The organism is Rhizobium sp. PK7-22 (assembly GCF_056530405.1).
The window spans coordinates 487,265-508,725 of sequence record NZ_CP096514.1; the positions used below are offsets into that span (position 1 = coordinate 487,265).

Annotated in this window: 22 protein-coding genes, 1 tRNA gene and 2 riboswitches; of the genes, 9 read left to right on the top strand and 14 right to left on the bottom strand. The window is 62.9% G+C overall.

Annotation, left to right across the window (positions count from 1 at the left end; translation table 11 throughout):
• Window positions 1-20: 20 nt before the first annotated feature.
• On the bottom strand, window positions 21-371 hold the full coding sequence (locus tag M1E10_RS07185; RefSeq protein WP_499175685.1) for a P-II family nitrogen regulator: 351 nt from the start codon (window positions 369-371) through the stop codon (window positions 21-23).
• A 209-nt stretch (window positions 372-580) separates the two neighbouring features.
• Window positions 581-1,465 carry an acyl-CoA thioesterase gene (tesB, locus tag M1E10_RS07190; RefSeq protein ID WP_499175686.1) on the bottom strand — a complete coding sequence of 295 codons (885 nt, stop codon included), beginning with the start codon at window positions 1,463-1,465 and terminating at the stop codon, window positions 581-583.
• 87 nt (window positions 1,466-1,552) lie between these two features.
• Here tesB and M1E10_RS07195 point away from each other — a divergent pair, with 87 nt between their 5' ends.
• On the top strand, window positions 1,553-2,767 hold the full coding sequence (locus M1E10_RS07195) for a ubiquinone biosynthesis hydroxylase (protein WP_499175687.1): 1,215 nt from the start codon (window positions 1,553-1,555) through the stop codon (window positions 2,765-2,767).
• A gap of 4 nt (window positions 2,768-2,771) precedes the next feature.
• Here the strand turns inward: M1E10_RS07195 and M1E10_RS07200 are convergent, their stop codons facing one another.
• From M1E10_RS07200 to M1E10_RS07215, 4 genes are all read right to left on the bottom strand, one after another.
• Complete coding sequence (locus tag M1E10_RS07200; RefSeq protein ID WP_029617536.1) at window positions 2,772-2,960, bottom strand: Trm112 family protein; 189 nt, start codon at window positions 2,958-2,960, stop codon at window positions 2,772-2,774.
• A 5-nt stretch (window positions 2,961-2,965) separates the two neighbouring features.
• A complete protein-coding gene (locus M1E10_RS07205) occupies window positions 2,966-3,640 on the bottom strand; it encodes an LON peptidase substrate-binding domain-containing protein (RefSeq protein WP_499175688.1) in 675 nt (224 codons plus the stop codon).
• A gap of 101 nt (window positions 3,641-3,741) precedes the next feature.
• On the bottom strand, window positions 3,742-4,725 hold the full coding sequence (trxA, locus tag M1E10_RS07210; RefSeq protein WP_499175689.1) for a thioredoxin: 984 nt from the start codon (window positions 4,723-4,725) through the stop codon (window positions 3,742-3,744).
• A 53-nt stretch (window positions 4,726-4,778) separates the two neighbouring features.
• Entirely contained in the window at window positions 4,779-5,294 is a 516-nt protein-coding gene (locus M1E10_RS07215) for a prolyl-tRNA synthetase associated domain-containing protein (protein WP_499175690.1), read from the bottom strand.
• A 288-nt stretch (window positions 5,295-5,582) separates the two neighbouring features.
• Here M1E10_RS07215 and M1E10_RS07220 point away from each other — a divergent pair.
• Window positions 5,583-5,657 (top strand) — tRNA-Gly (locus M1E10_RS07220).
• Window positions 5,658-5,761: 104 nt separating this feature from the next.
• On the opposite strand, the gene M1E10_RS07225 is transcribed toward M1E10_RS07220, so the two are convergent.
• The 4 genes from M1E10_RS07225 to M1E10_RS07240 form a co-directional block, all read right to left on the bottom strand.
• Window positions 5,762-6,775 (bottom strand): aldose epimerase family protein, encoded by a 1,014-nt coding sequence (locus M1E10_RS07225; protein WP_499175691.1) that lies wholly within the window; start codon window positions 6,773-6,775, stop codon window positions 5,762-5,764.
• 67 nt (window positions 6,776-6,842) lie between these two features.
• A complete protein-coding gene (locus M1E10_RS07230; protein ID WP_499175692.1) occupies window positions 6,843-8,024 on the bottom strand; it encodes a vWA domain-containing protein in 1,182 nt (393 codons plus the stop codon).
• A 1-nt stretch (window position 8,025) separates the two neighbouring features.
• Window positions 8,026-8,946 carry a homoserine O-succinyltransferase gene (gene metA / locus M1E10_RS07235; protein ID WP_499175694.1) on the bottom strand — a complete coding sequence of 307 codons (921 nt, stop codon included), beginning with the start codon at window positions 8,944-8,946 and terminating at the stop codon, window positions 8,026-8,028.
• A gap of 55 nt (window positions 8,947-9,001) precedes the next feature.
• Window positions 9,002-9,079, bottom strand: a riboswitch (SAM riboswitch).
• 42 nt (window positions 9,080-9,121) lie between these two features.
• Window positions 9,122-9,961 (bottom strand): AAA family ATPase, encoded by an 840-nt coding sequence (locus M1E10_RS07240; protein ID WP_499175695.1) that lies wholly within the window; start codon window positions 9,959-9,961, stop codon window positions 9,122-9,124.
• Between the two features lie 95 nt (window positions 9,962-10,056).
• Here M1E10_RS07240 and M1E10_RS07245 point away from each other — a divergent pair, with 95 nt between their 5' ends.
• From M1E10_RS07245 to M1E10_RS07275, 7 genes are all read left to right on the top strand, one after another.
• Window positions 10,057-10,710 (top strand): thiamine pyrophosphokinase, encoded by a 654-nt coding sequence (locus M1E10_RS07245; protein WP_499175696.1) that lies wholly within the window; start codon window positions 10,057-10,059, stop codon window positions 10,708-10,710.
• A 4-nt stretch (window positions 10,711-10,714) separates the two neighbouring features.
• Entirely contained in the window at window positions 10,715-12,538 is a 1,824-nt protein-coding gene (locus M1E10_RS07250) for an ABC-F family ATP-binding cassette domain-containing protein (RefSeq protein WP_499175697.1), read from the top strand.
• A gap of 144 nt (window positions 12,539-12,682) precedes the next feature.
• Complete coding sequence (locus M1E10_RS07255) at window positions 12,683-13,132, top strand: response regulator (RefSeq protein ID WP_499175698.1); 450 nt, start codon at window positions 12,683-12,685, stop codon at window positions 13,130-13,132.
• 55 nt (window positions 13,133-13,187) lie between these two features.
• Window positions 13,188-13,287: riboswitch (TPP riboswitch) on the top strand.
• A gap of 36 nt (window positions 13,288-13,323) precedes the next feature.
• Window positions 13,324-14,331 carry a thiamine ABC transporter substrate-binding protein gene (gene thiB / locus M1E10_RS07260; protein WP_499175700.1) on the top strand — a complete coding sequence of 336 codons (1,008 nt, stop codon included), beginning with the start codon at window positions 13,324-13,326 and terminating at the stop codon, window positions 14,329-14,331.
• A 24-nt stretch (window positions 14,332-14,355) separates the two neighbouring features.
• Window positions 14,356-15,987, top strand: a complete 1,632-nt coding sequence (gene thiP / locus M1E10_RS07265; protein ID WP_499177110.1) for a thiamine/thiamine pyrophosphate ABC transporter permease ThiP — start codon at window positions 14,356-14,358, stop codon at window positions 15,985-15,987.
• Window positions 15,974-16,696 carry a thiamine ABC transporter ATP-binding protein gene (locus M1E10_RS07270; protein ID WP_499175701.1) on the top strand — a complete coding sequence of 241 codons (723 nt, stop codon included), beginning with the start codon at window positions 15,974-15,976 and terminating at the stop codon, window positions 16,694-16,696. Before thiP ends, M1E10_RS07270 begins: the two co-directional genes overlap by 14 nt.
• A 221-nt stretch (window positions 16,697-16,917) precedes the next feature.
• Complete coding sequence (locus M1E10_RS07275) at window positions 16,918-18,435, top strand: M48 family metalloprotease (protein ID WP_499177111.1); 1,518 nt, start codon at window positions 16,918-16,920, stop codon at window positions 18,433-18,435.
• 6 nt (window positions 18,436-18,441) lie between these two features.
• Here M1E10_RS07275 and M1E10_RS07280 read toward each other — a convergent pair whose 3' ends face one another.
• The 4 genes from M1E10_RS07280 to M1E10_RS07295 all read right to left on the bottom strand — a co-directional run bounded on the left by M1E10_RS07280 (window position 18,442) and on the right by M1E10_RS07295 (window position 21,460).
• On the bottom strand, window positions 18,442-19,302 hold the full coding sequence (locus tag M1E10_RS07280) for an RNA polymerase factor sigma-32 (RefSeq protein ID WP_499175702.1): 861 nt from the start codon (window positions 19,300-19,302) through the stop codon (window positions 18,442-18,444).
• Between the two features lie 295 nt (window positions 19,303-19,597).
• Complete coding sequence (locus M1E10_RS07285; protein ID WP_029617552.1) at window positions 19,598-20,167, bottom strand: CarD family transcriptional regulator; 570 nt, start codon at window positions 20,165-20,167, stop codon at window positions 19,598-19,600.
• 368 nt (window positions 20,168-20,535) lie between these two features.
• On the bottom strand, window positions 20,536-20,874 hold the full coding sequence (gene fdxA, locus M1E10_RS07290; protein WP_499175703.1) for a ferredoxin family protein: 339 nt from the start codon (window positions 20,872-20,874) through the stop codon (window positions 20,536-20,538).
• A gap of 217 nt (window positions 20,875-21,091) precedes the next feature.
• The gene (locus tag M1E10_RS07295; protein WP_499175704.1) at window positions 21,092-21,460 is read right to left on the bottom strand and encodes an RNA-binding S4 domain-containing protein; all 369 of its coding nucleotides are present in this window, start codon (window positions 21,458-21,460) and stop codon (window positions 21,092-21,094) included.
• Window position 21,461: the final 1 nt, after the last annotated feature.

A 21,461-nucleotide genomic window follows, 5' to 3' on the forward strand; every position in this document is an offset into this window, starting at 1 on the left:
GGTAGCTCCCCAATCAGCCGTTAAAGCGCTTCTGTGTTGGTCTCGCCGGTCCGGATGCGCACGGCCTGCTCGATCGAATAGACGAAGATCTTGCCGTCACCGATCTGGCCGGTCTTGGCAGCGGTGGCGATCGCATCGACGGCCTTTTCGACCAGATCCGTGGCCACGGCGATTTCGATCTTCAGCTTTGGCAGAAAACTCACCGCATATTCGGTGCCGCGGTAGATTTCGGTGTGTCCCTTCTGCCGACCGTAGCCTTTGACCTCGGTTACGGTGAGGCCCTGGATACCGACCGCGGTAAGGGCTTCGCGCACCTCATCCAGCTTGAACGGCTTGATTATGGCCATCACGATTTTCATCTGGCGTCCCATCCTTTGTTGACTCGGCCGGAGCCGACTTCCCTGATCGCTGGCTGATCACGACAGCGACTCGTTCCATACATACAAAGGGCGTGCCAGATTGGAGATGCACTAATAAATAGTTGAAACACGTAGGTTTTCGGGGAAAAGCCTAAACCGGAGGCAGCATAAATTCCGCCGCCAGACCAAAATGTAGGCAAATATTCGAGAATGCCGAATAATTATTCATCTGCCCGTTTACGGATCAACCCTTCCTGGGCAACAGAGGCGATCAGCGTTCCGGAGCGCGTGTAGAGGCTGCCGCGCGTCATCCCGCGAGAACCGGACGAGCTCGGACTGTCCTGCGTGTAGAGCAGCCAGTCATCCAGGGTGCAGGGCCGGTGGAACCACATGGCATGGTCGAGGCTGGCCACCTGCAGCTTGGGATCGAAGATCGAGGTTCCATGGGCATAGAGGGAGGTGTCGAGAAGCGTCATATCCGAGAGATAGGCGAGGACACAGGCCTGGTAGTGTCGCTCAGACGGCACTGCGCCGACGGCCCTGACCCAGATGTCCTGCCGTGGCTCCAGCTTTTCCTTGCTGAGATAATGCACCAGCGACACCGGCCGGATCTCGATCGGCCGATCCTGGTTCCAGTATTTGCGGACGGCCGCCGGCGCCTGCGCCAGGAAGAGCTCCTCGAACTCCTTCTCCCCCATCAGGTCCTCCGGCGGCGTCACCGGCGGCATCGGCACCTGGTGCTCAAACCCGTCCTCCTCCACCTGGAAGGAGGCCGACATCGAGAAGATCGGTCGGCCATGCTGGATGGCAACGATCCAGCGGGTCGCAAAGCTTGATCCATCGTGGATCCGCTCCACCTGATAGATGATCGGCACCGCAGGATCGCCGGGACGCATGAAGTAGGCGTGCAGCGAATGGACGAAACGGTCGCCGTCGACTGTCCGCTGCGCCGCCATCAGAGCCTGGGCGATCACCTGGCCGCCGAAAACCCGCTGCCAGCCCACCTGCGGGCTGAGCCCGCGGTAGAGATTTTCCTCGAGCTTCTCGAGGTCGAGCGTCGAAAGCAACCGGTCCATCGGGGCCTGGGATTGGGGCTGACGCGACATTATGGCGGTCTCCGGCAATAGGAAGCAGATGCCGGATGCTCTATATGGACGGTGTCAACTTCTCAAGTCACACGGGAGTGCCTGCAAATGCTGGATATTTTGGTTGTCGGTGGCGGTTACGTCGGATTGTCGGCCGCTGTGGCGGTGAAGCAGTCGGCGCCGCACCTGAAGGTCGAGATCCTGGAAGCAGCGCCCGGGCATGTCTGGGAGAAGGACGAGCGCGCCTCCGCGATCATCGCGGCCGCCAGCCGCATGCTGCAAGTTCTCAACGTCTGGGACGAGATCGCGCCGGAGGCCCAGCCGATCAACCGCATGATCGTTACCGATTCGCGCACCTCCGACCCCGTCCGTCCCGTGTTCCTGACCTTCGACGGCGCCGTCGAGGAAGGTCTTCCCTTCGCGCACATGATCCCGAACGTCGCCATGGTCCGGGCGCTCCGCGGCGCTTGCGAACGGCTCGGCATCCCCATTCGCCATGGCCTCTCCGCCACCGGCTTCACCACCGCAAGCACCAGCACCACCGTGGCCCTCTCGGACGGCACGACGGTCGAGACGCGCCTGATCGTCGCCTGCGATGGCGTTCGCTCCAAGCTGCGTGACATGGCAGGGATCAAGACGGTGACCTGGGACTACGGACAGTCGGGCATCGTCACCACCGTGGCTCACGCGCGGCCCCACGATGGCGTCGCCGAGGAGCATTTCCTGCCGTCCGGTCCCTTTGCCATCCTGCCGCTCACCGGCAACCGGTCGTCGCTGGTCTGGACGGAGCGGACGGCGGATGCCGAGCGTCTGGTCGCATCCGACGATCTGGTCTTCGAAGCGGAACTGCAGCGGCGGTTCGGGCACAAGCTGGGCGAGATCAGCGTCGTCGGCGGCCGCAAGGCCTTCCCGCTCGGCCTGACCCTGTCGCGCGCCTTCGTCGCCCCGCGCCTGGCGCTGGCGGGCGACGCCGCGCACGGCATCCACCCGATCTCGGGCCAGGGCCTCAACCTCGGCTTCAAGGATGTGGCAGCACTTGCCGAAACCATCGTCGAAGCCGACCGTCTCGGCCTCGACATCGGCGCCCTGAACGTCCTGGAGCGCTACCAGTCGTGGCGCCGCTTCGACACCTTCCGGATGGGCGTGACCACCGATGTCCTCAACCGGCTGTTCTCCAACGACGTGACGCCGATCCGGGTCGCGCGCGATTTCGGGCTGGGTCTCGTGGAACGCATGCCGGGGCTGAAGTCCTACCTCATCGGGCAGGCCTCCGGGGTCTCGGGCGAGGATCGCCCGAAGCTATTGGCCGGTGAAGCGATCTGAGCCGTCAGCCTTCCAGCTTGCGGGCTTCCGAGACCAGCATGATCGGGACGCCGTCGCGGATCGGGTAGGCCAGTCGCGCCTTCTCCGAAATCAGCTCGTTCGTGTCGCGGTCGAGCGTCAGCCGCGCCTTGGTGAGCGGACAGACGAGAAGCTCCAGGAGTTTCGGGTCGACTTTGCTGATACGCTCGTCCATGGCGGCTACTGCAGAACGGTGTCGGAATCGCCGCCGCCACGGGCGAGCAGCATCTCGGTGATGGCAATCAGGGTATCCGCGCGGGTCTTGAGGTCCGGCGCCTCCAGAAGCGCCTGCTTCTCGGCCGGCCCGAACGGCGACATCATCGACAGCGAATTGACCAGGGTCCGATTGCCGGCAAGCTCGACGCTTTCCCAGTCGGCCTCCAGCTTGTTGGCATCCAGATAGGCCCGGAACACCCGCAACAGGGACGCGCGGTCGACCAACCCTTCGTCGTCCTCCGCCGAAAGATCGGCAAGAAGCGGCGCGATCTTGAACGTCCGATAGGGATGCGCGGTACCGGCTTCGTCAAGCAACCGGACACGGCAGACGCCGCTGAGCGAGGCGATATAACGGCCGTCCCCGGTTTCGGCAAAAGAGGTGATGCGGCCGATGCAGCCGACGCTGCTGAGGGCCGGCCGTGACGCTGTCGAGCCGGCCGGATCGGACAGGACGGGCTGGACGATGCCGATCAGCCGGTCTCCCGCAAGGGCCGCGTCGAACATCGCCAGATAGCGGGGCTCGAAGATGTTGAGCGGCAACTGACCGCCCGGCAGCAGGAGCGCGCCCATAAGGGGGAACATCCGCACCGTGTCCGGCAGGTCTTCGCGCTTCACGTATCGTGCATTTCCGACAATCATGGGCCCCAACCTCCAGGACTACAGGCGGCACGGCGGCGCCGTCTGTGGAGTTAATGTGGCGCGGCCTGCGGGGATCGCAAGGCCGCCTTCGGCGCCCGCTCTCAGGCAAACAGGATAGAGGACATCCGCCGGCGCGCCGTGGCGGTGGCCGGATCTTTCGGCCCCCAGGCCTCGAAGAATTCCAAGAGCTGACGGCGTGCACCATCGTCGTCGAACGTGCGGTCCTTGCGCATGATCATCAGAAGATGCTCCGCCGCTTCGTCGCGCTTGCCCTCGGCATTGCGGATCTTGGCAAGCTTCATGCGCGTCTCGTGATGGTCCGGGTTGAGCGAGAGCTCATGCTCGAGGGCAGAAGGGTCCCCAAGCTTGCGGGCTTCCTCGAACTGCTCCAGCTTTCGCGCCACCGCCTGGATGGCAGGATCCGCGGCCATCTCCTCGGGAAGCGACTGCAGCATCTGCGAGGCGCGTGCCGCGTCCCCCAGTTCGATCATGCACCGCATCAGGCCGGCAGCCGCCTTGGCATTCTCCGGATCGGCCTGCAGCACCGCACCGAAGAGCTGCGCGGCAGCCTGGACGTCGCCAGCCACCAGCAGGCCTTCCGCTTCGGCGAGCGCCGCTTCGATTTCGGCCGCCTGATCGGCGCCGGGCGGGCCGGCGACCTTGTCGATGAACTGGCGAAGCTGGCTTTCCGGCACCGCGCCCATGAAGCCGTCGACCGGACGGCCATCCACGAAGGCGACCACGGCCGGAATGGACTGGACGCCCATCTGGCCCGGGATGGCCGGGTGATCGTCGATGTTGAGCTTGACGAGCTTGACGCGCCCCTGCGCTTCCGTGACCACGCGCTCCAGGATCGGCGTCAGCTGCTTGCAGGGGCCGCACCAGGGCGCCCAGAAATCGACCAGAACCGGCTGCCGGCGCGATTCGTCCATGACGTCCGCAGCGAACGCGGCCGTGCTGGTGTCCTTGATGAGGCCGCCCGCCGGCGCCGAAGCCGGCACCGCTGCCGGACCGCCGAACTGCGCCGAGGCCGTCATCTGGCCGCCGTAGGAGCCACCGTCGTAAGGATTGTCTGTGCCGCTCATGAAATGTCTCCGGATCTCGTCGTCCCGCTTCACTTGGGTGGGAACATCGTATGTCAGTCGGTCACTTTCAAGACAAGCGGCGTATGACCTGTCGCCTCGAGGAAGCGTAGGAGATCGTTGCGCTCGATCGACGTGGTGGCATCGTTGGACAGTGGATGCCCGTTGATGACTTCGTTCTGCATCAGGTCCTCGTCGAGGATGAAGGTGACGTTGTTGCCCGTGTCGTTGATGGCGCCGAAGACGGTGACGGATCCCGGCGCGACGCCGAGATACTCCAGCATCTTCTCGGGCCTGCCGAAGGAAACACGGCTTGCGGCGCCGATCACCTTGTGGACCGTCTTCAGGTCCACGGCCGCATTCTCCTCGACCGTCAGGACGAAATACTGGTCCTTCTTGTCCTTCACGAACAGGTTCTTGGTATGCCCGCCGGGGATCTCGTCGCGCAGGCCGACCGATTCGGCCACGGTGAACACCGGTGCATGCGTCCGCGTCGAATAGGAGACGCCGAGATCATCGAGGAGCGCATAGAGCTCTTCGGGGGTCTTGGGAGAGGAAGAAACGTCGTTCATGGTTCCACGCGGTTCAACTGAATCTGCGGCGGGATCGGCTGCCACCCGAGGCTTACCGTGCCGTGGTCACTGCCGCAAGCAGATGCACGGCTGTGGGGTGGAAGAACGGGACGTCTCCGCATGACGATTTTCAGGGCAGCCAGCTCCTCAGCATGTTCGGCGGCCAGAAATTTCTCGATCGGCTTTCATTTCCCTGTTGCATTCGAAAATCACTTGAGCCATATAGCGCCCGTCGCCGCAACAACGGTCGGCCCTCGATCCAACGTTACCCCAGGATCGCGGTTATGAGCGGGTGTAGCTCAGGGGTAGAGCACAACCTTGCCAAGGTTGGGGTCGAGCGTTCGAATCGCTTCACCCGCTCCAATTCTTTCCAGGTTCCAGACATCACCCAAAGCGTCGCAATTCACGCGAACGCCGAAGCGTCACCAGCGCCCAGCCTTCGCCGGGCGCGGGTCTGCAGAAAAGTCTCAGCTCTTCGAGAAGCAGTAATCCGTCTCCTGCCGCAGCACGTCGCCGGGGCGCAGGACGGCCTCGGGAAAATTGCTGTGGTTGATGGCGTCGGGCCAGATCTGCGTTTCCAGGCAGAAGCCGGCGAAGGCGCCGTAGTGGCGGCCGTCGTGGCCCGGCACCTTCACGTCGAGCTTGTAGCCCGAGTAGAACTGGACGCCCGGCTCCGTGGTGCGCACCTCCAGCGAGACGCCGGAATAGGTGCTGCGGGCAAGCGCGACGGAGCGCTTCTCCATGCGTTCGTCGGAGAGGCAGAAGTTGTGGTCGAACAGCACCCGTTCGCCATTCTCCTCCCGGTCCATCGGCCCCATCTCGCGCAGGTCGAAGGCGGTCGAGGCCACCGGCAGGAGCACGCCCGTCGGGCACTGGCGGTCGTCGACGGCGGTGATTTCATCCGCCGCGATCATGATGTCGTGGCCGAGCGCCGTATCGCGGCCGTCCAGGTTGAAATAGGTGTGCTGGCAGATGTTGCAGGGCGTCGGCTGGTCGGCGCTCGATTCGTAGAGCACCGTCAGCACGCCCTCGCCGTGCAGGTGATAGGTTGCCGTCACCGTGCAGTTGCCCGGGTAGCCGGCCCGGCCGTCGGGATCGACGATCTGCAGCACCACCCGGTCGTCGGCGAGATCGACGATCTCCCAGTTGCGCTTGGCCATGCCGTCGCTGCCGCCGTGGAGATGGGTGACGCCCTTCTCGTTGAGCTCCAGCTGGTAGGCCTTGCCGTCCAGTTCGAACCGGCCGTCGGTGATGCGGTTGGCGCAGCGTCCGGGCGTCGCGCCGAAATAGGACGAATATTTCGGATAGTCGTCGAAAGCCTCGAAGCCGAGGACGAGCGGCGGCTGGTGGCCATCGAGCCGCAGATCCTGGATGACCGCGCCCCAGGTCATCACCTGCGCCGTCAAACCGCCGCCGGAGATCGTCACCCGGTAGACGGTCTCACCCTTTGCCGTTGTCCCGAAAACTTCGCGCTCGACCATTTCAACCTCCAAATCAATGCGGGCTGAACCTGATCGATTTGGCAGCCATGCGCAACGGGCAAAGCGGCTAGCGGCTCAGCGCCCGCGTCGCCTGCTCCAGACCGCTGAGCGTCAGCGGGAACATCCGCTCGGAAACGATCCGCTGCAGCTGGAGGATCGATTGCGTGAACTGCCAGTGCGCCTGCGGAACCGGGTTCAGCCAGACGCAGCGATGGAAATGATCCGTCATCCGCCGCATCCAGAGCTCGCCGGGCTCCTTGTTCCAGTGTTCGACGGACCCGCCGGCATGGGTGATCTCATAGGGGCTCATCGATGCATCGCCGACGAAGATGACGCGGTAGTCGCTGCCGAAGCCGTTGATGACCGTCTCCGTCGCAAGACGCTCCGAGCGCCGGCTGTTGTCCTTCCAGACGCTCTCGTAGAGGCAGTTGTGGAAGTAGAAATGCTCCAGATGGCGAAACTCGCTCCGGGCGGCCGAAAACAGCTGCTCCACCGCCAGCACGTGATCATCCATCGAGCCGCCGACATCAAAGAACATCAGGAGCTTGACCGCATTGCGCCGTTCAGGCCGCGTCCGGACGTCGAGATAGCCGTGCTGCGCGGTGGACTGGATCGTGCCGTCGAGATCGAATTCCTCCGTCGCCCCTTCCCGCACCCAGCGCCGCAGACCCCGAAGCGCGATCTTGATGTTGCGCGTGCCGAGTTCGACGCCGTCGTCGAGATCGGCAAATTCCCGCCTGTCCCAGACCTTGACGGCACGCCGGTTGCGGGAGCGGTCCTGACCGATCCGCACGCCTTCCGGATTGTAGCCATAGGCGCCGAAGGGGGAGGTTCCGGCGGTGCCGATCCACTTCGAGCCGCCCTGGTGGCGACCGTCCTGCTCCGACAACCGCTGGCGCAGCGTCTCCATCAGCGTGTCGAACCCGCCCAGCGCTTCGACAAGACGCTTCTCCTCTTCGCTCAGATAGCGTTCGGCAAGCTTTCTGAGCCACTCCTCCGGCAGCGCCACCGGGTCGATGCCCGGTTCGCCGCCGACCGACTGCAGCCCGCGAAAATGAGCGGCAAACACCTGATCGAACCGGTCGATGTGCCGCTCGTCCTTTACCAGGCAGGTTCGGGCGAGGAAGTAGAAGGCCTCGACGTCGAAATCGGCCAGCCCCTGCTTCATCCCCTCCAGCAGCGACAGATACTCCCGCAGCGTGACGGGAAGCCTGGCAGCCTTGAGCTTGAGAAAGAAGGGGAGAAGCATCCTAGACCGAGCCTATCTTCTCCAGCTGGTAGGGGGTCGTCTGGTAGATTTCGTTGATCCAGTTGCCGAACAGAAGATGCGCATGGCTGCGCCAGCGGTTCTGCGGCGTCAGCGTGGTGTCGTCGTGCGGGAAGTAATTGTGCGGCAGCTTGATCGGCACGCCCGCATTGACGTCCCGGAAATATTCCTCGGCCAGCGACGTGGAATCATATTCGACGTGGTTGAACATGTAGAGGCGGCGCCCGTTGGCCTCCTCGACAAGACAGACGCCCATTTCCTCGGATTCCATCAGGATCTTCAGGTCCGGCACCTTGTCGATGTCCTCGCGCCGCACCTCGGTCCAGCGCGACACGGGCACCTGGAAGTCGTCGGAGAAGCCGGTCAGGAACACGGAAGCCGGGCACAGGTTGCGGTGACGGTAGACCCCGAAGGCTTTCTCCTTGAGCTCGTGCTTCGGCACGCCGTGGAAGTGATAGATCGCCGCCATCGCGCCCCAGCAGACGTTCATCGTCGAATGAACGTTCGTCGTCGTCCAGTCGAGGATCTGCTGCATCTCGTCCCAATAGGTGACGCTCTCGTAGGCAAGCGTCTCCACCGGCGCTCCGGTGATGATGAAGCCGTCGTACTTGCGGTGCTTCACCTCCTCCCAGGTCTCGTAGAAGGAAAGCAGATGTTCTTCCGAGGTGTTCTTCGCCTTGTGCCCGCCGATCCGCACGAGGGACAGTTCGACCTGCAGCGGCGAGGCCCCCACGAGCCGCGCCATCTGCAGCTCGGTCTTGATCTTGTTGGGCATGAGGTTGAGCAGGCCGATCTGCAGCGGGCGGATGTCCTGTCGCACGGCGACCGTTTCGGTCATCACCCGTACGCCCTCCTGGACGAGGGTTTCGAAGGCGGGCAGCGTATCGGGAATCTTGATCGGCATCGCACACTCACAAAACAAGAAGCCGGCCACGAACAAATCGCAACCGGCGCGTGAAGGTGGATCTCGCGCGGCCCTTTAGCGACTTGTTTAACGTGGCTGCAAGCCGGCCGGCCAAATCACCACACAATAGCGTTCAATTAAACTTCGAAGCCGCAAAGGTCAAGAAAAGAGGAGTCTAACGCTCGCGGCGCGCCATGAAGGCCAGACGCTCGAAGAGGTGGACGTCCTGCTCGTTCTTCAGAAGCGCGCCGTGCAGCTTCGGCAGCGCGGTCCTGACGTCGGCGCCCAGATCGGCGGGATCGATGTCGTCGGAGACCAGCAGCCGGATCCAGTCGAGAGCTTCCGAGGTTGAGGGCTTCTTGCGCAGCCCCGGCATCTCGCGGATCTCGTAGAAGCGCGTCAGCGCCTGGCGGACGAGCGCCTGCTTGATGCCCGGATGATGGACCTCGACGATCTGTGCCAGGGTTTCGGCATCGGGGAAGCGGATATAGTGGAAGAAGCAGCGCCGCAGGAAGGCGTCCGGAAGCTCCTTCTCGTTGTTCGACGTGATGATGACGACCGGCCGGACCTTCGCCCTCACCGTCGCGCCGGTCTCATAGACATGGAATTCCATCCGGTCGAGTTCCTGCAGCAGGTCGTTGGGAAACTCGATGTCCGCCTTGTCGATCTCGTCGATCAGGAGAACGGTCTTCTCCGGCGCCGTGAAGGCCTGCCACAGCTTGCCCTGGCGGATGTAGTTGCCCACGTCGTTGACGCGGGCGTCGCCGAGCTGGCTGTCGCGCAGCCGCGAGACAGCATCGTATTCGTAGAGCCCCTGCTGTGCCTTGGTGGTGGACTTGACGTTCCACTCGATGAGCGGAAGCCCGAGCGCCGAGGCGATCTGCCGGGCAAGCTCCGTCTTGCCGGTCCCGGGCTCACCTTTCACCAGCAAAGGCCGCTCCAGCTGGATGGCCGCATTGACGGCAACCAGCAGATCCTTGTCCGCGATGTAGTCTGCCGTACCCTGAAACTGCATGAGATGCCCCTGTCGATGGTGCGGCAACGTAAAAGCTCGGTTTACTCGGCGCAAGCGGCTTTCCCTTAGCCCCGGCTTTGCGATATGGGCTTCCCATGATCAAAACCACTTTCACCATCCTGCTCGGCGGGGATCTGATCCTCACCGATCGATTGCAGCATGCGCTGGCCGAAAGCCGCTTCATCGCCGCCGACGGCGGCATGCGGCACGCCGAGCCTCTGGGGGTGGAACCGGAGCTCTGGGTGGGGGATTTCGACTCCACGCCGCCGGCGCTGATGGAGGCCTTCCCGCAGGTGGAACGACATCCGTTTCCGGCGGCCAAGAACGAGACCGACGGCGAGATCGCAACGGCAGAGGCCCTGGCGAGGGGTGCCCGGCGGCTGATCCTCGCCGGCGCCCTGGGCGGCGACCGCAGCGACCATGCGCTTCAGCATTTACTGCATGCGCTGCGCCTGGCCGAGCAGGGCATCGATGTGCTTCTGACATCCGGCCTCGAGGAAGGCATGCCGTTGATACCTGGACCACCCAGGGTGCTCGACGTGCCGAGAAGCTCGATGTTCTCCGTCATCGGATTTTCCGACCTGGAAAACCTGACGATCACCAATGCCCGCTATCCGCTCGACGGGTTTTCTTTGCCCTTCGGCTCCGCGCGCACCATATCCAATGTTGCCGAAGGCCCCGTCTCCCTGTCCATCGATCGCGGCAGGGCGATGATCCTGGCCCGCCCCTATGACCTGACTGGAGCCTGAATCCTTGGCACCCCCGATCCTGAAACTCGACGACATCTTCCTCAGCTTTGGCGGCCCTCCGCTTCTGGCGGGGGCAAACCTGCAGGTGGAGCCCGGCGACCGCATCTGCCTCGTGGGCCGCAACGGCTCCGGCAAGTCGACGATGATGAAGATTGCCGCCGGCATGGTGGAGGCACAATCCGGAGAGGTCTTCCGGCATCCGTCCGCGACCATCCGCTATCTCGAGCAGGCCCCGGATTTCGGCAGCTACCAGACGGTACAGGCCTATGCCGAGGCCGGTCTGGGACCTGGCGACGACGCCTATCGCGTCACCTATCTGCTGGAGCACCTGGGCCTGACCGGCGAAGAAGACCCTAACCGCCTCTCCGGCGGCGAGGCACGCCGGGCGGCATTGGCACGCGTGTTGGCGCCCGAACCGGATATCCTGATGCTCGACGAGCCCACCAACCACCTCGACCTGCCGACGATCGAGTGGCTGGAAGATGAGCTGCGCAAGACCCGCAGCGCACTGGTGCTCATCTCCCACGACAGGCGCTTCCTCGAAAAGGTGTCGACGGCCACGGTCTGGCTCGACCGCGGCGTGTCGCGGCGCCTCGACCGCGGTTTCTCGCATTTCGAAGCCTGGCGCGACGAGGTGCTGGAGGCGGAGGAGCTGGAGCAGCACAAGCTCGGGAAGGCGATCGAACGAGAAGAGCACTGGCTGCGCTACGGCGTGACGGCGCGCCGCAAGCGCAATATGCGCCGCCTGGGCGAACTGCAGACGATGCGCGCCGACTACCGTGGCCACAAGGGCGCTCAGGGCAGCGTGCAGGCGACGGCTTCGGAAGGGCGTGAGTCCGGCAAGCTGGTCATCGAAGCCGAGCAGATCACCAAGAGCTATGAAGGGCGCACCATCGTCGCGCCATTCAGCATCCGGGTGCACCGGGGCGATTGCATCGGTCTCGTCGGTCCCAATGGCGCCGGCAAGACGACGCTCCTGAAGATGCTGACCGGACAGCTTGCGCCGGACGGTGGTACGGTGAAGCTTGGCACGAATCTCGAGATCGCCACGCTCGACCAGAAACGCGAGGATCTCGATCCTGAAGAGACGCTGTCCCAGTATCTGACGGACGGACGCGGCGAGACGCTTCTCGTCAACGGCGAACAGCGCCACGTCGCGGGTTACATGAAGGACTTCCTGTTCCAGCCGGAGCAGATCCGCACCCCGATCAAGAACCTCTCCGGCGGCGAGCGTGCCCGGCTGATGCTGGCGCGGATCATGGCGCGTCCTTCGAACCTCTTGATCCTCGACGAGCCGACCAACGACCTCGACATCGAGACGCTCGACCTTCTGCAGGAGATCGTCTCAGGCTTCAGCGGCACGGTTATCCTCGTCAGCCACGATCGAGACTTCCTCGACCGCACGGTGACGTCGACCATCGCGCCGGCCACGCCGGACGCCCCCGATGGCCGCTGGATCGAATATGCCGGCGGCTACACCGACATGCTGGCCCAGCGCCGAGGTGCGCAGGAGGAACGGCGGCGTGTCGAGAAGCAGGAAAAATCGAAGGCCGCAACCAGCGGACCCGCAGCGGAGGCTCCCAGGAACAAGGTCAAGCTGTCCTTCAAGCAGAAGTTCGCGCTCGAGAACCTTCCCAAGGAGATGGCCAAGGCGGAAGCCGATATTGCCGCACGCGAACAGAAGATGGCCGATCCCCAGCTTTTCACGAAGGATCCGGCGACCTTCAACAGGCTTGCCGCGGAGACGGAGAAGCTGCGCCAGGGCCTGACGCGGATGGAGGAAGAGTGGCTGGAGCTGGAGATGCTGCGCGAGGAGCTTGAGGGATAGGGGTTAACTCTCTGTTAGCCATAACAGGTAGCTAATATGCTGCTTCCGCGGAAAATCGGAACAATCCTTCGGGACCTTCGTTCGGTGGTCAGTGTCGATCTGGGACAGACGCTGGAAAGACATCGAACCCTTAGGAGAACTCCAATGCTGGCAAGTGTACCGAGTCGTCGGCTGGATCGGCAAGCGGCGCACCATCGTGTCCTGATTGTCGAAGACGAATTCCTGATCGCCCTCGACGTCGGCGAGACCATTGAGGCGATGGGCTTGCAGATTGCGGGCTTTGCCAGCGGTCGCAGCCATGCCCTGGCGCTCGCCCAGACAGCCGATATTGCCCTGGTCGACGTCAACCTTTCCGACGGAAGAACGGGGCCGGATCTCGGACGTGAGCTTGCCGAGACCTATGGCCTGACGGTGATCTACATGACCGCCAATCCGGAAGAGGTCAATCAGGTCCAGAACAGTGTTCTCGGCGTCCTGACGAAGCCTGTGATGCCGCATGTCGTGGAGCAGTCAGTCGACTATGCCGTTGCGCTACGTACGGGCGCCATCGCCTCGATGCCGCGCGAGCTCCACGTCTTCCAGCGCCCTCACTAGCACTTCGACCCAGCGCGACTGCTTGCCAAGGTTCGCGCAGACCGATACACCTTCGGAAGCTCTAACGGGGTGCCGCATCTGCGGCTGAGAGGCGTTGCCAACCCGCGGAACCTGATCCGGTTGATACCGGCGGAGGGATTAGACGGCTTCTGATCGACGCCTGTTTCCTTTCGGTGAACAAGGAGGCGTCCATGTCGAAGAACCTTCCATTCCTGTGCCTGTTGTCGGCGTTTGCTGTCGCGTCCCCGGCCCTGGCGCAGGAAAAGACGCTGACCATCTACACCTACGAGAGCTTTACCGCTGAATGGGGCCCCGGCCCCAAGGTGAAGGAAGAGTTCGAGAAGACCTGCGCCTGCACCGTCGATTTCGTCAGCGTGGCAGATGGCGTGGCTCTGCTCTCCCGGCTGAAGCTGGAAGGCAAGGCCACTCAGGCTGACCTCGTGATCGGCCTCGACACTAATCTGGCGACGGAAGCCAAGGCCACAGGCCTTTTCGAGCCGCACGGTCTCGACACGGGCGCCATCACGGTCCCCGGCGGCTACAGCGACGAAGTCTTCATTCCCTACGATTACGGCCATTTCGCCGTGGTCTACGACACGCAGGCGATGCCGACACCGCCCAGAAGCCTGAAGGAACTGGTGGAAGGGGATCCGGCCCAGAAGATCGTCGTCCAGGACCCGCGCACCTCGACGCCTGGGCTCGGCCTGCTTCTCTGGGTGAAGTCGATCTATGGCGACGACGCTCCGGCTGCCTGGACGAAGCTCCGCGACAGGATCTTGACCGTGACGCCGGGGTGGTCGGAAGCCTATGGGCTGTTCACCAAGGGCGAGGTGCCGATGGTGCTCTCCTACACCACTTCGCCGGCCTATCACATGGTCGCGGAGGACACGGAGAGGTATCAGGCCGCCGCATTCCCGGAAGGCCACTACATCCAGATCGAACTGGCTGGAATGCTGACGACATCGAATGACAAGACGTTGGCGAGGGAGTTTCTCGCCTTCACCATGACACCCGCCTTCCAGAATATCATTCCGACGACGAACTGGATGATGCCGGCGGCACCGACCTCCGAACCCCTTCCCGACGCCTTCAGCAGGCTCGTCGAGCCGAGCAAAACCCTGCTGATGGATTCCGCAGAGGTTGCCGCCAATCGGCGGGCATGGATCGATGAATGGCTGACAGCCATGAGCGCCCGATGAGCGGAGAGTGAGCCGGCAGCCATGATGATGACGCGGCGGCAGCGGTGGTGGGGACTTGCCGGCAGCGCCATGGCCGTTGCGGCAATCGCTCTCTTCATAACCCTGGCGCTGGCAGCTCTCCTGGTCAGTCAACCGGCGACTGCCGATGGGAGCATTCTTACTGCCTATACGTTCCGGATCCTGCAGTTCACGCTGCTGCAAGCGGTCCTATCGACCTTGCTTTCGGCCGGGCTTGCGCTGCCCGTAGCGCTCGCGCTGGCCCGCCGCTCCCATTTTCCGGGGCGGCTCTGGGTTCTGAGGCTTATGGCGCTGCCGATGGGACTGCCGGTCCTGGTGGTGGCGCTCGGGCTGATCGCCGTCTGGGGCCGGCAAGGGTGGGCCAACGGCCTGCTTCTCTCGCTGGGCACGAGCGAACCGATCAGCATCTACGGATTGAGCGGCATTCTCCTGGCGCATGTGTTCTTCAACCTGCCGCTTGCCTGCCGGCTGATGGTCTCCGCGCTCGAGCGTCAGCCGGGGGAATCCTGGATGCTCGCCGCAAGCCTCGGTATGAACTCCGCCTCGGTCTTTCGCTTTGTCGAGTGGCCGGCGCTGGTGAGGATCCTGCCGGGAATTGCCGGCCTCATCTTCATGCTGTGCGTGACGAGCTTCACCATCGTCCTGGTCCTGGGCGGCGGGCCTGCGGCAACCACACTGGAGGTCGCCATCTACCAGTCCCTGCGCTTCGATTTCGACCCGCCCCGGGCGATTGCCCTCGCGCTGCTGCAAATTGCGCTGAGCGGTCTGGTCCTGGCTCTCCTGGCGACAATGCGCCGACCGGAAGAAGCGACGACGACGCTTGGCGGCGCAAGCCCCCGCTTCGACGGGCAAACCTCCGCAAAGCGCATCTGGGACACAGCCTGGATTGCCACGGCAGTTATCTTTCTCCTTCTGCCTCTGATTGCGGTCGTCTCGGCCGGCCTGCAGGCTGACCTTGGCCGGCTGGTGACCAGCACAGCCTTCGCTAACGCTGCCGCGACAAGCCTGGCGATTGCCATCGCCTCGGGACTGCTCGCACTGGCGATGTCAATCGCTGTCATCAGTGGGCGCCTGGCTGTCGCCGACAGGCAAGGCGCTGGAGCCGGTGCTATGCTCTATGGACGAGTTCTCGGCGCCACCTCGTCCCTGGTCCTGCTTGTCCCGCCGATCGTCCTCGGCACGGGTTGGTTCCTGCTGCTGCGGTCATGGGGCGACGTGAGCCAGTTTGCGCCGGTTCTGGTCGTCGCGATCAATGCCCTGATGGCCCTCCCCTTCGTCGTGCGCGTCCTGGAACCGGCTATGGAAACGCACCACGCCCGAACGGCCCGCCTGACCGCCAGCCTCGGCATGTCCGGGCTCTGGAAGCTGTGGCACATCGACCGGCCGATCCTGATGATTCCCTCCGCCCTCGCACTCTCCTTTGCCATGGCCCTTTCGCTTGGCGATCTCGGCGCCATCGCCCTGTTCGGCTCCAGCGATTTCGTCACGCTGCCCTGGCTGCTGTACAGCCGGCTGTCGAGCTATCGCACTGCCGACGCCGACGGACTGGCGCTTGTCCTCGGAGCCATCTGTCTGATCTTGGCCATCGTCGGCACATCGGGTCAGGAAAACGAGAGGAGCAGGCGTGCAGCAGGCTGAACGAGGACCGGACATTCATCTGCAGGACGTGCGGCTTGCGCTCGGTGCCCGGCATTTTCACTTCGACCTGACCCTGCGCGGCGGCGCCATTACCGCCGTCATCGGTCCCTCCGGGTCCGGAAAATCGACCCTCCTGAACCTCGTTGCAGGCTTCGTCTTTCCAAAGTCCGGGCGAATTGTCATCGGGCTTGAGGATTTGACGCCGAGGCATCCGGCAGACCGGCCAGTTTCCCTGGTGTTTCAGGACAACAATCTCTTCGGTCATCTGGATCTCTTCACCAACGTCGGGCTCGGCATCAGCCCCTCCCTGAAACTGTCAAAAGAACAACGGCTCGAAGTATCCGCCGCCCTCTCGCGCGTCGGTCTGGGTGGAATGGAAAAGCGCAAGCCGTCGACCCTGTCGGGAGGGGAGAGGCAAAGGGCCGCCTTCGCGCGCGCTCTTGTGCGGCACAAGCCGGTTTTGCTGCTGGACGAACCGTTCGCAGCGCTGGATCCCGGCCTGCGCCTCAACATGGCCGCCCTGTTGACAGACCTGCAGGGGGAGAGGCGGAACACCGTCCTCATCGTCACCCATGACCCCGATGAGGTTACGCGCCTGGCGGACGACGTCTTGTTCATAGAAGACGGTCGCGTGGTTCTGCAGGCTCCGGCGGCCGAACTTGACGCGCGTCGAGACATCCCTGCCATCGCCAGCTTCCTGGACGGCTAGCCGGGCCATGCCACAATTTGGACGTGGCGCAGTGGCATCGCAGCAACAGCACCTTTGCGGTTGCGAAAAGGATCCCTATTTAGAAGAGAAGCTCTGTGATTGCTGCGCCAGAATCGCTAAGTCGACAGAATTGCAGTCATCGGCTCTTCCTCGAGATGGACTTGAGCCGGACGCGGATCGGATAGCGGATCTTGATGATGACACATCCGAAAACGACGAGCATGCAGCCGGAGAGGCTGGGATCGCCCGCTTCTGGGCAGGCACCTTCCGCACGCCGGAGGATGACGGGTGCTGTCGTGCTCATGGCGGCAAGCCTTGGCTTGTCGAGCTGCCAGTCGCTTCTCGATCAGGCCTACCAGCCGAATGTCGCCCCGTCCGACTCGCCGCAGATCGTCGACGAGGTTCAGAGAAATGACCCGAGGGCGCAGATGGGGGCGCGCGAGCATCCCCGCATCGTCGCAAGCTATGGCGGCGAGTACCACGACGAGAAGACCGAGAAGCTGGTCGCCCGCATCGCAGGGGCGCTGACGGCCGTTTCGGAAAATCCGAACCAATCCTACCGTATCACCATTCTCAACTCGCCTGCCATCAACGCCTTCGCCTTGCCCGGCGGCTATCTGTACGTGACGCGCGGGCTTCTGGCACTTGCCAATGACGCATCCGAAGTCGCCGCCGTACTGTCGCACGAGATGGCGCATGTGACCGCAAACCACGGGATCGAACGGCAGCGCCGGGAAGAGGCCGAGGTCATTGCCAGCCGCGTCGTCGCCGAAGTCCTGTCGAGCGATCTTGCCGGCAAGCAGGCTCTGGCTCGTGGCAAGCTTCGCCTCGCCGCCTTCTCCCGCCAGCAGGAACTGCAGGCGGATGTGATCGGCATTCGCATGTTGGGTGAAGCCGGCTACGACCCCTATGCCGCGCCCCGGTTCCTGGATTCCATGGCGGCCTATGCGCGCTTTTCGTCGGTCGACCCGGATACGGACCAGAGCCTCGACTTCCTGTCCAGTCACCCGAATGCGCCCCAGCGCGTGGATCTGGCGCGCCGCCATGCACGTGCACAGGGGATGGAAGGTCAGGTTGGTGATCGGGGTCGCGACTACTATGTGGCAGGCATCGACGGGCTTCTCTACGGGGACAGCCCGGAAGAGGGGTTTGTCCGGGGCCAGACATTCCTGCATGGCGGTCTGGGGATACGCTTCGACGTGCCGTCCGAATTCCGTATCGACAACAAGGTGGATGCCGTCCTGGCGACGGGGCCGAACGATACGGCGATCCGTTTTGACGGCGTCGACGCCGGTGACACGGACAACCTCGCCAATTATCTGACCAGTGGCTGGGTCGCCGGGCTGAGGCCCGAGACCGTTCAGACAACGACCATCAACGGTTTGCCTGCCGCCACGGCGCGCGCATCCGCGGAGCGTTGGGACTTCGATGTGACCGTCGTGCGGTTGAACAATCAGATCTTCCGGTTCCTGACGGCGGTTCCCAAGGGCAGCCCGATGCTGGAACAGGTATCGACAGTGCTGAAATCCAGCTTCAGAAAGATGACGCCTCAGGAAGCCGCCGCCCTGAAGCCACTTCGGGTGCGCGTCGTCACCGTCGGTCCGAGCGACACCTTGGCCACGTTGGCGGCCCGCATGATGGGGACCGATCGCAAGCTCGATCTCTTCAAGCTCATCAATGCCATGCCCGCCGGAATGGCGTTGACGCCGGGCCAGCGGGTCAAGATCATTTCCGAATAGTCTGGATCAGACCGCGGCCATCTGCGGATTGGCGGAAACCAGCGCCGACTTCAGCTTCTCGATGGCGCGGCTTTCGATCTGCCGCACGCGCTCCTTGGAGATGCCCAGTTCCGTTCCAAGAGCCTCAAGGGTTGCTCCGTCGTCAGTCAGCCGGCGCGCGCGAATGATCTTCTTTTCGCGATCGTTCAACTTGGTCAGCGCGCCCTGCAGCCAGTTCAGGCGGCGCTCCCCATCGATCATGCCCGATACCTGCTCGTCTGGCAGGGGCTCGGCGCTTGGCAGAAGGTCAAGACGCTCACCACTGTCGGCGTCGCCGGCAATGGTGGGGGCCTGCAGGGATGCATCATTCCCGGAAAGCCGCGCATCCATGGTCTGCACGTCGGCGACGCTCACACCGAGCGCCACGGCAATCTCTTCGTGAATGGCACGAGCCGTCAGATTGCTGTCGCCACGGGAAAGCTTGGCGCGCAGACGGCGCAGGTTGAAGAACAGGGCCTTCTGCGCCGAGCTCGTGCCGCCCCGAACGATGGACCAGTTGCGGAGGATGTAATCCTGCATCGAGGCGCGTATCCACCAGCTTGCATAGGTGGAAAAACGAACGTCGCGGGCCGGCTCGAACCTTGCCGCGGCTTCGAGCAGCCCTACATAGCCTTCTTGAACGAGGTCGCTCATCGGGAGGCCGAAGCCGCGGAACTTCGAGGCCATGGCGATCACGAGACGCATATGGGCCAGTGCGATCTGGTTGCGCGCGTCCTGATCCTGGTCGTCCTTCCAGCGGACAGCAAGATCCCGCTCCTCCTCCCTGGCGAGATAGGGGGCAGACATGGCGATCTTGATCATATTGCGATCCGCGGACATGGCTTTCATCGTCTTCTCCGTGAAGTTGGCTGACCAAGGCAAGCAGGCGCGATGACAATCACCGTGAGCTGACGGTGCGGGTCCAGATCATGCGCTGCTTGGTTCCCTTCTTTTTCGTTTCTTCGAGGGCTTGCCGTTCGCCGGTAGCCCTCTAGATCTCTTTGAAACCGTCGAGAAGTCTGAGCGTAATTGCAGCAAGATTTCGCCGTTCCGGCGGGATAACGTCTTCCGGTGCAAAAAGTTCCAGAACAAAAAACCCGGCCAATGGCCGGGTTTTTGTCAGTATCGATGAAGTTTGGGTGTGTTAGGCAGCTTCGTCCTGCGATTCATCTTCATCGACGACCTTGCCACGCTTTGGGCCTTTGGCAAGGTTGGCCTCGACCAGACGAACGGATTCGGTATCCGACATCTTGTTGACGGCCGCAATTTCACGCGCCATTCGATCCAGAGCTGCTTCGTAAAGCTGACGCTCGGAATAAGACTGCTCTGGCTGGTTCTCGGCGCGGTAGAGATCACGCACGACTTCCGCGATGGAAATCAGGTCACCGGAATTGATCTTGGCATCATATTCCTGCGCGCGACGGGACCACATGGTGCGCTTGACGCGCGCCTTGCCTTGAACCACCTTGAGAGCGCGCTCCACGAAATCCGTCTCGGACAGCTTGCGCATGCCGATGCTAACTGCTTTGGTGACAGGCACCTTGAGCCGCATCTTGTCCTTTTCGAAATCGATTACGAAAAGCTCGAGCTTCATGCCCGCAACTTCCTGTTCTTCGATGGCAGTGATCATGCCGACGCCGTGGGCGGGATACACGATTGCTTCGCCGGTCTTGAAGCCTTGGCGCGCCGAAGATTTTTTCTGCTGGGTCGTCATTCGTTTCACAAACTCCCTGTTACGCACCCGGTTTTAGGACCGGGGCCGGGTCAGGCAGGCCCGGATGAGACGGGGGGAACCGTCGGGTCACTCGATACTGGTCCGACCAACGTGCGCGAAAAAACAACTCGATCGCAGCAGCGACGACACATAGATCACAGTGATGTCACGGAAACCGCGTTAGATGACCGGTCGCTTTCGTGATGTTTTTTGGGCACGCAAGTGCCACCTCGTGGAACAGTTCTTGTTGTCTACCACAAAAAAGTGCCGAAATCAATAATTTGCTTTTATATGCGGCATATCCGCATCAATGGTCGTTTGCTCAAACAACGGGCATCACAACAGACGACAGGATGATCCGGGAGACGTCAGTCACCCTTGCCCGGCTCGGCCTTGAAGAACTGCTCGAACTTGCCCGTCATGCCGTCCATCTCTTTCGCCTCCGGCAGGGGCTCCTTCTTGACCGTGATGTTCGGCCAGATCTGCGCATATTCGGCATTGATCTTCAGCCATTTGTCGAGACCCGGCTCGGTGTCCGGTTTGATGGCCTCTGCTGGGCATTCCGGCTCGCATACGCCGCAGTCGATGCATTCGTCCGGGTGGATGACCAGAAAGTTCTCGCCCTCGTAGAAGCAGTCGACAGGGCACACTTCCACACAGTCGGTGTACTTGCAGCGTACACAATTGTCAGTCACGACGTAGGTCATTCGGCACTCCAGAAAACGCGATTGGACCGTCTGTGTCCAGAGACGCTGCGCCGACCGGGAAAGCAAAGAATGTCTCGCGGCAGTCGGCAGTTTCCGCCTCAATTGACCGTGACGTAGTGCCTTTGAACTCTGTTAGCAAGGATAAAGCTTCCACGGAAACGGCTGGTTCGGGAGCATTATTCTCTTCGCGTGCCTGCGACGACTGCAGCCTTTGCGGTTACCGGCTTTCGTCCTTGCCGCCACGAAGAGGCCGTCTCAGCGCCCGCTCGAAGGGCGTGAGGCGCGTTTGCCCGGAAACGGGGTCGGAAAGATCATCATAGAGTTGCCGGGCCTCACCGGAAGGACCCCGGCGGAACCCGCCGTTGCGCACCACCAGGAGCACGTCCCGTCGCTCGAGTTGGAGCCCGACGGTGTCGCCCGGACGCACAAGAGTGCTTGGATGCCGGATCGGCCTTCCGTTGATGGTGACGCTGCCGGCCTCGATGAGCACCTGGGCACTGGCCCGGGATTTCACCATGCGGGCGAAGAAGAGCCACTTGTCGATGCGCTGGTGCGTCCCGGCCGGTGCGTCTTCCTCTGCCGCCATG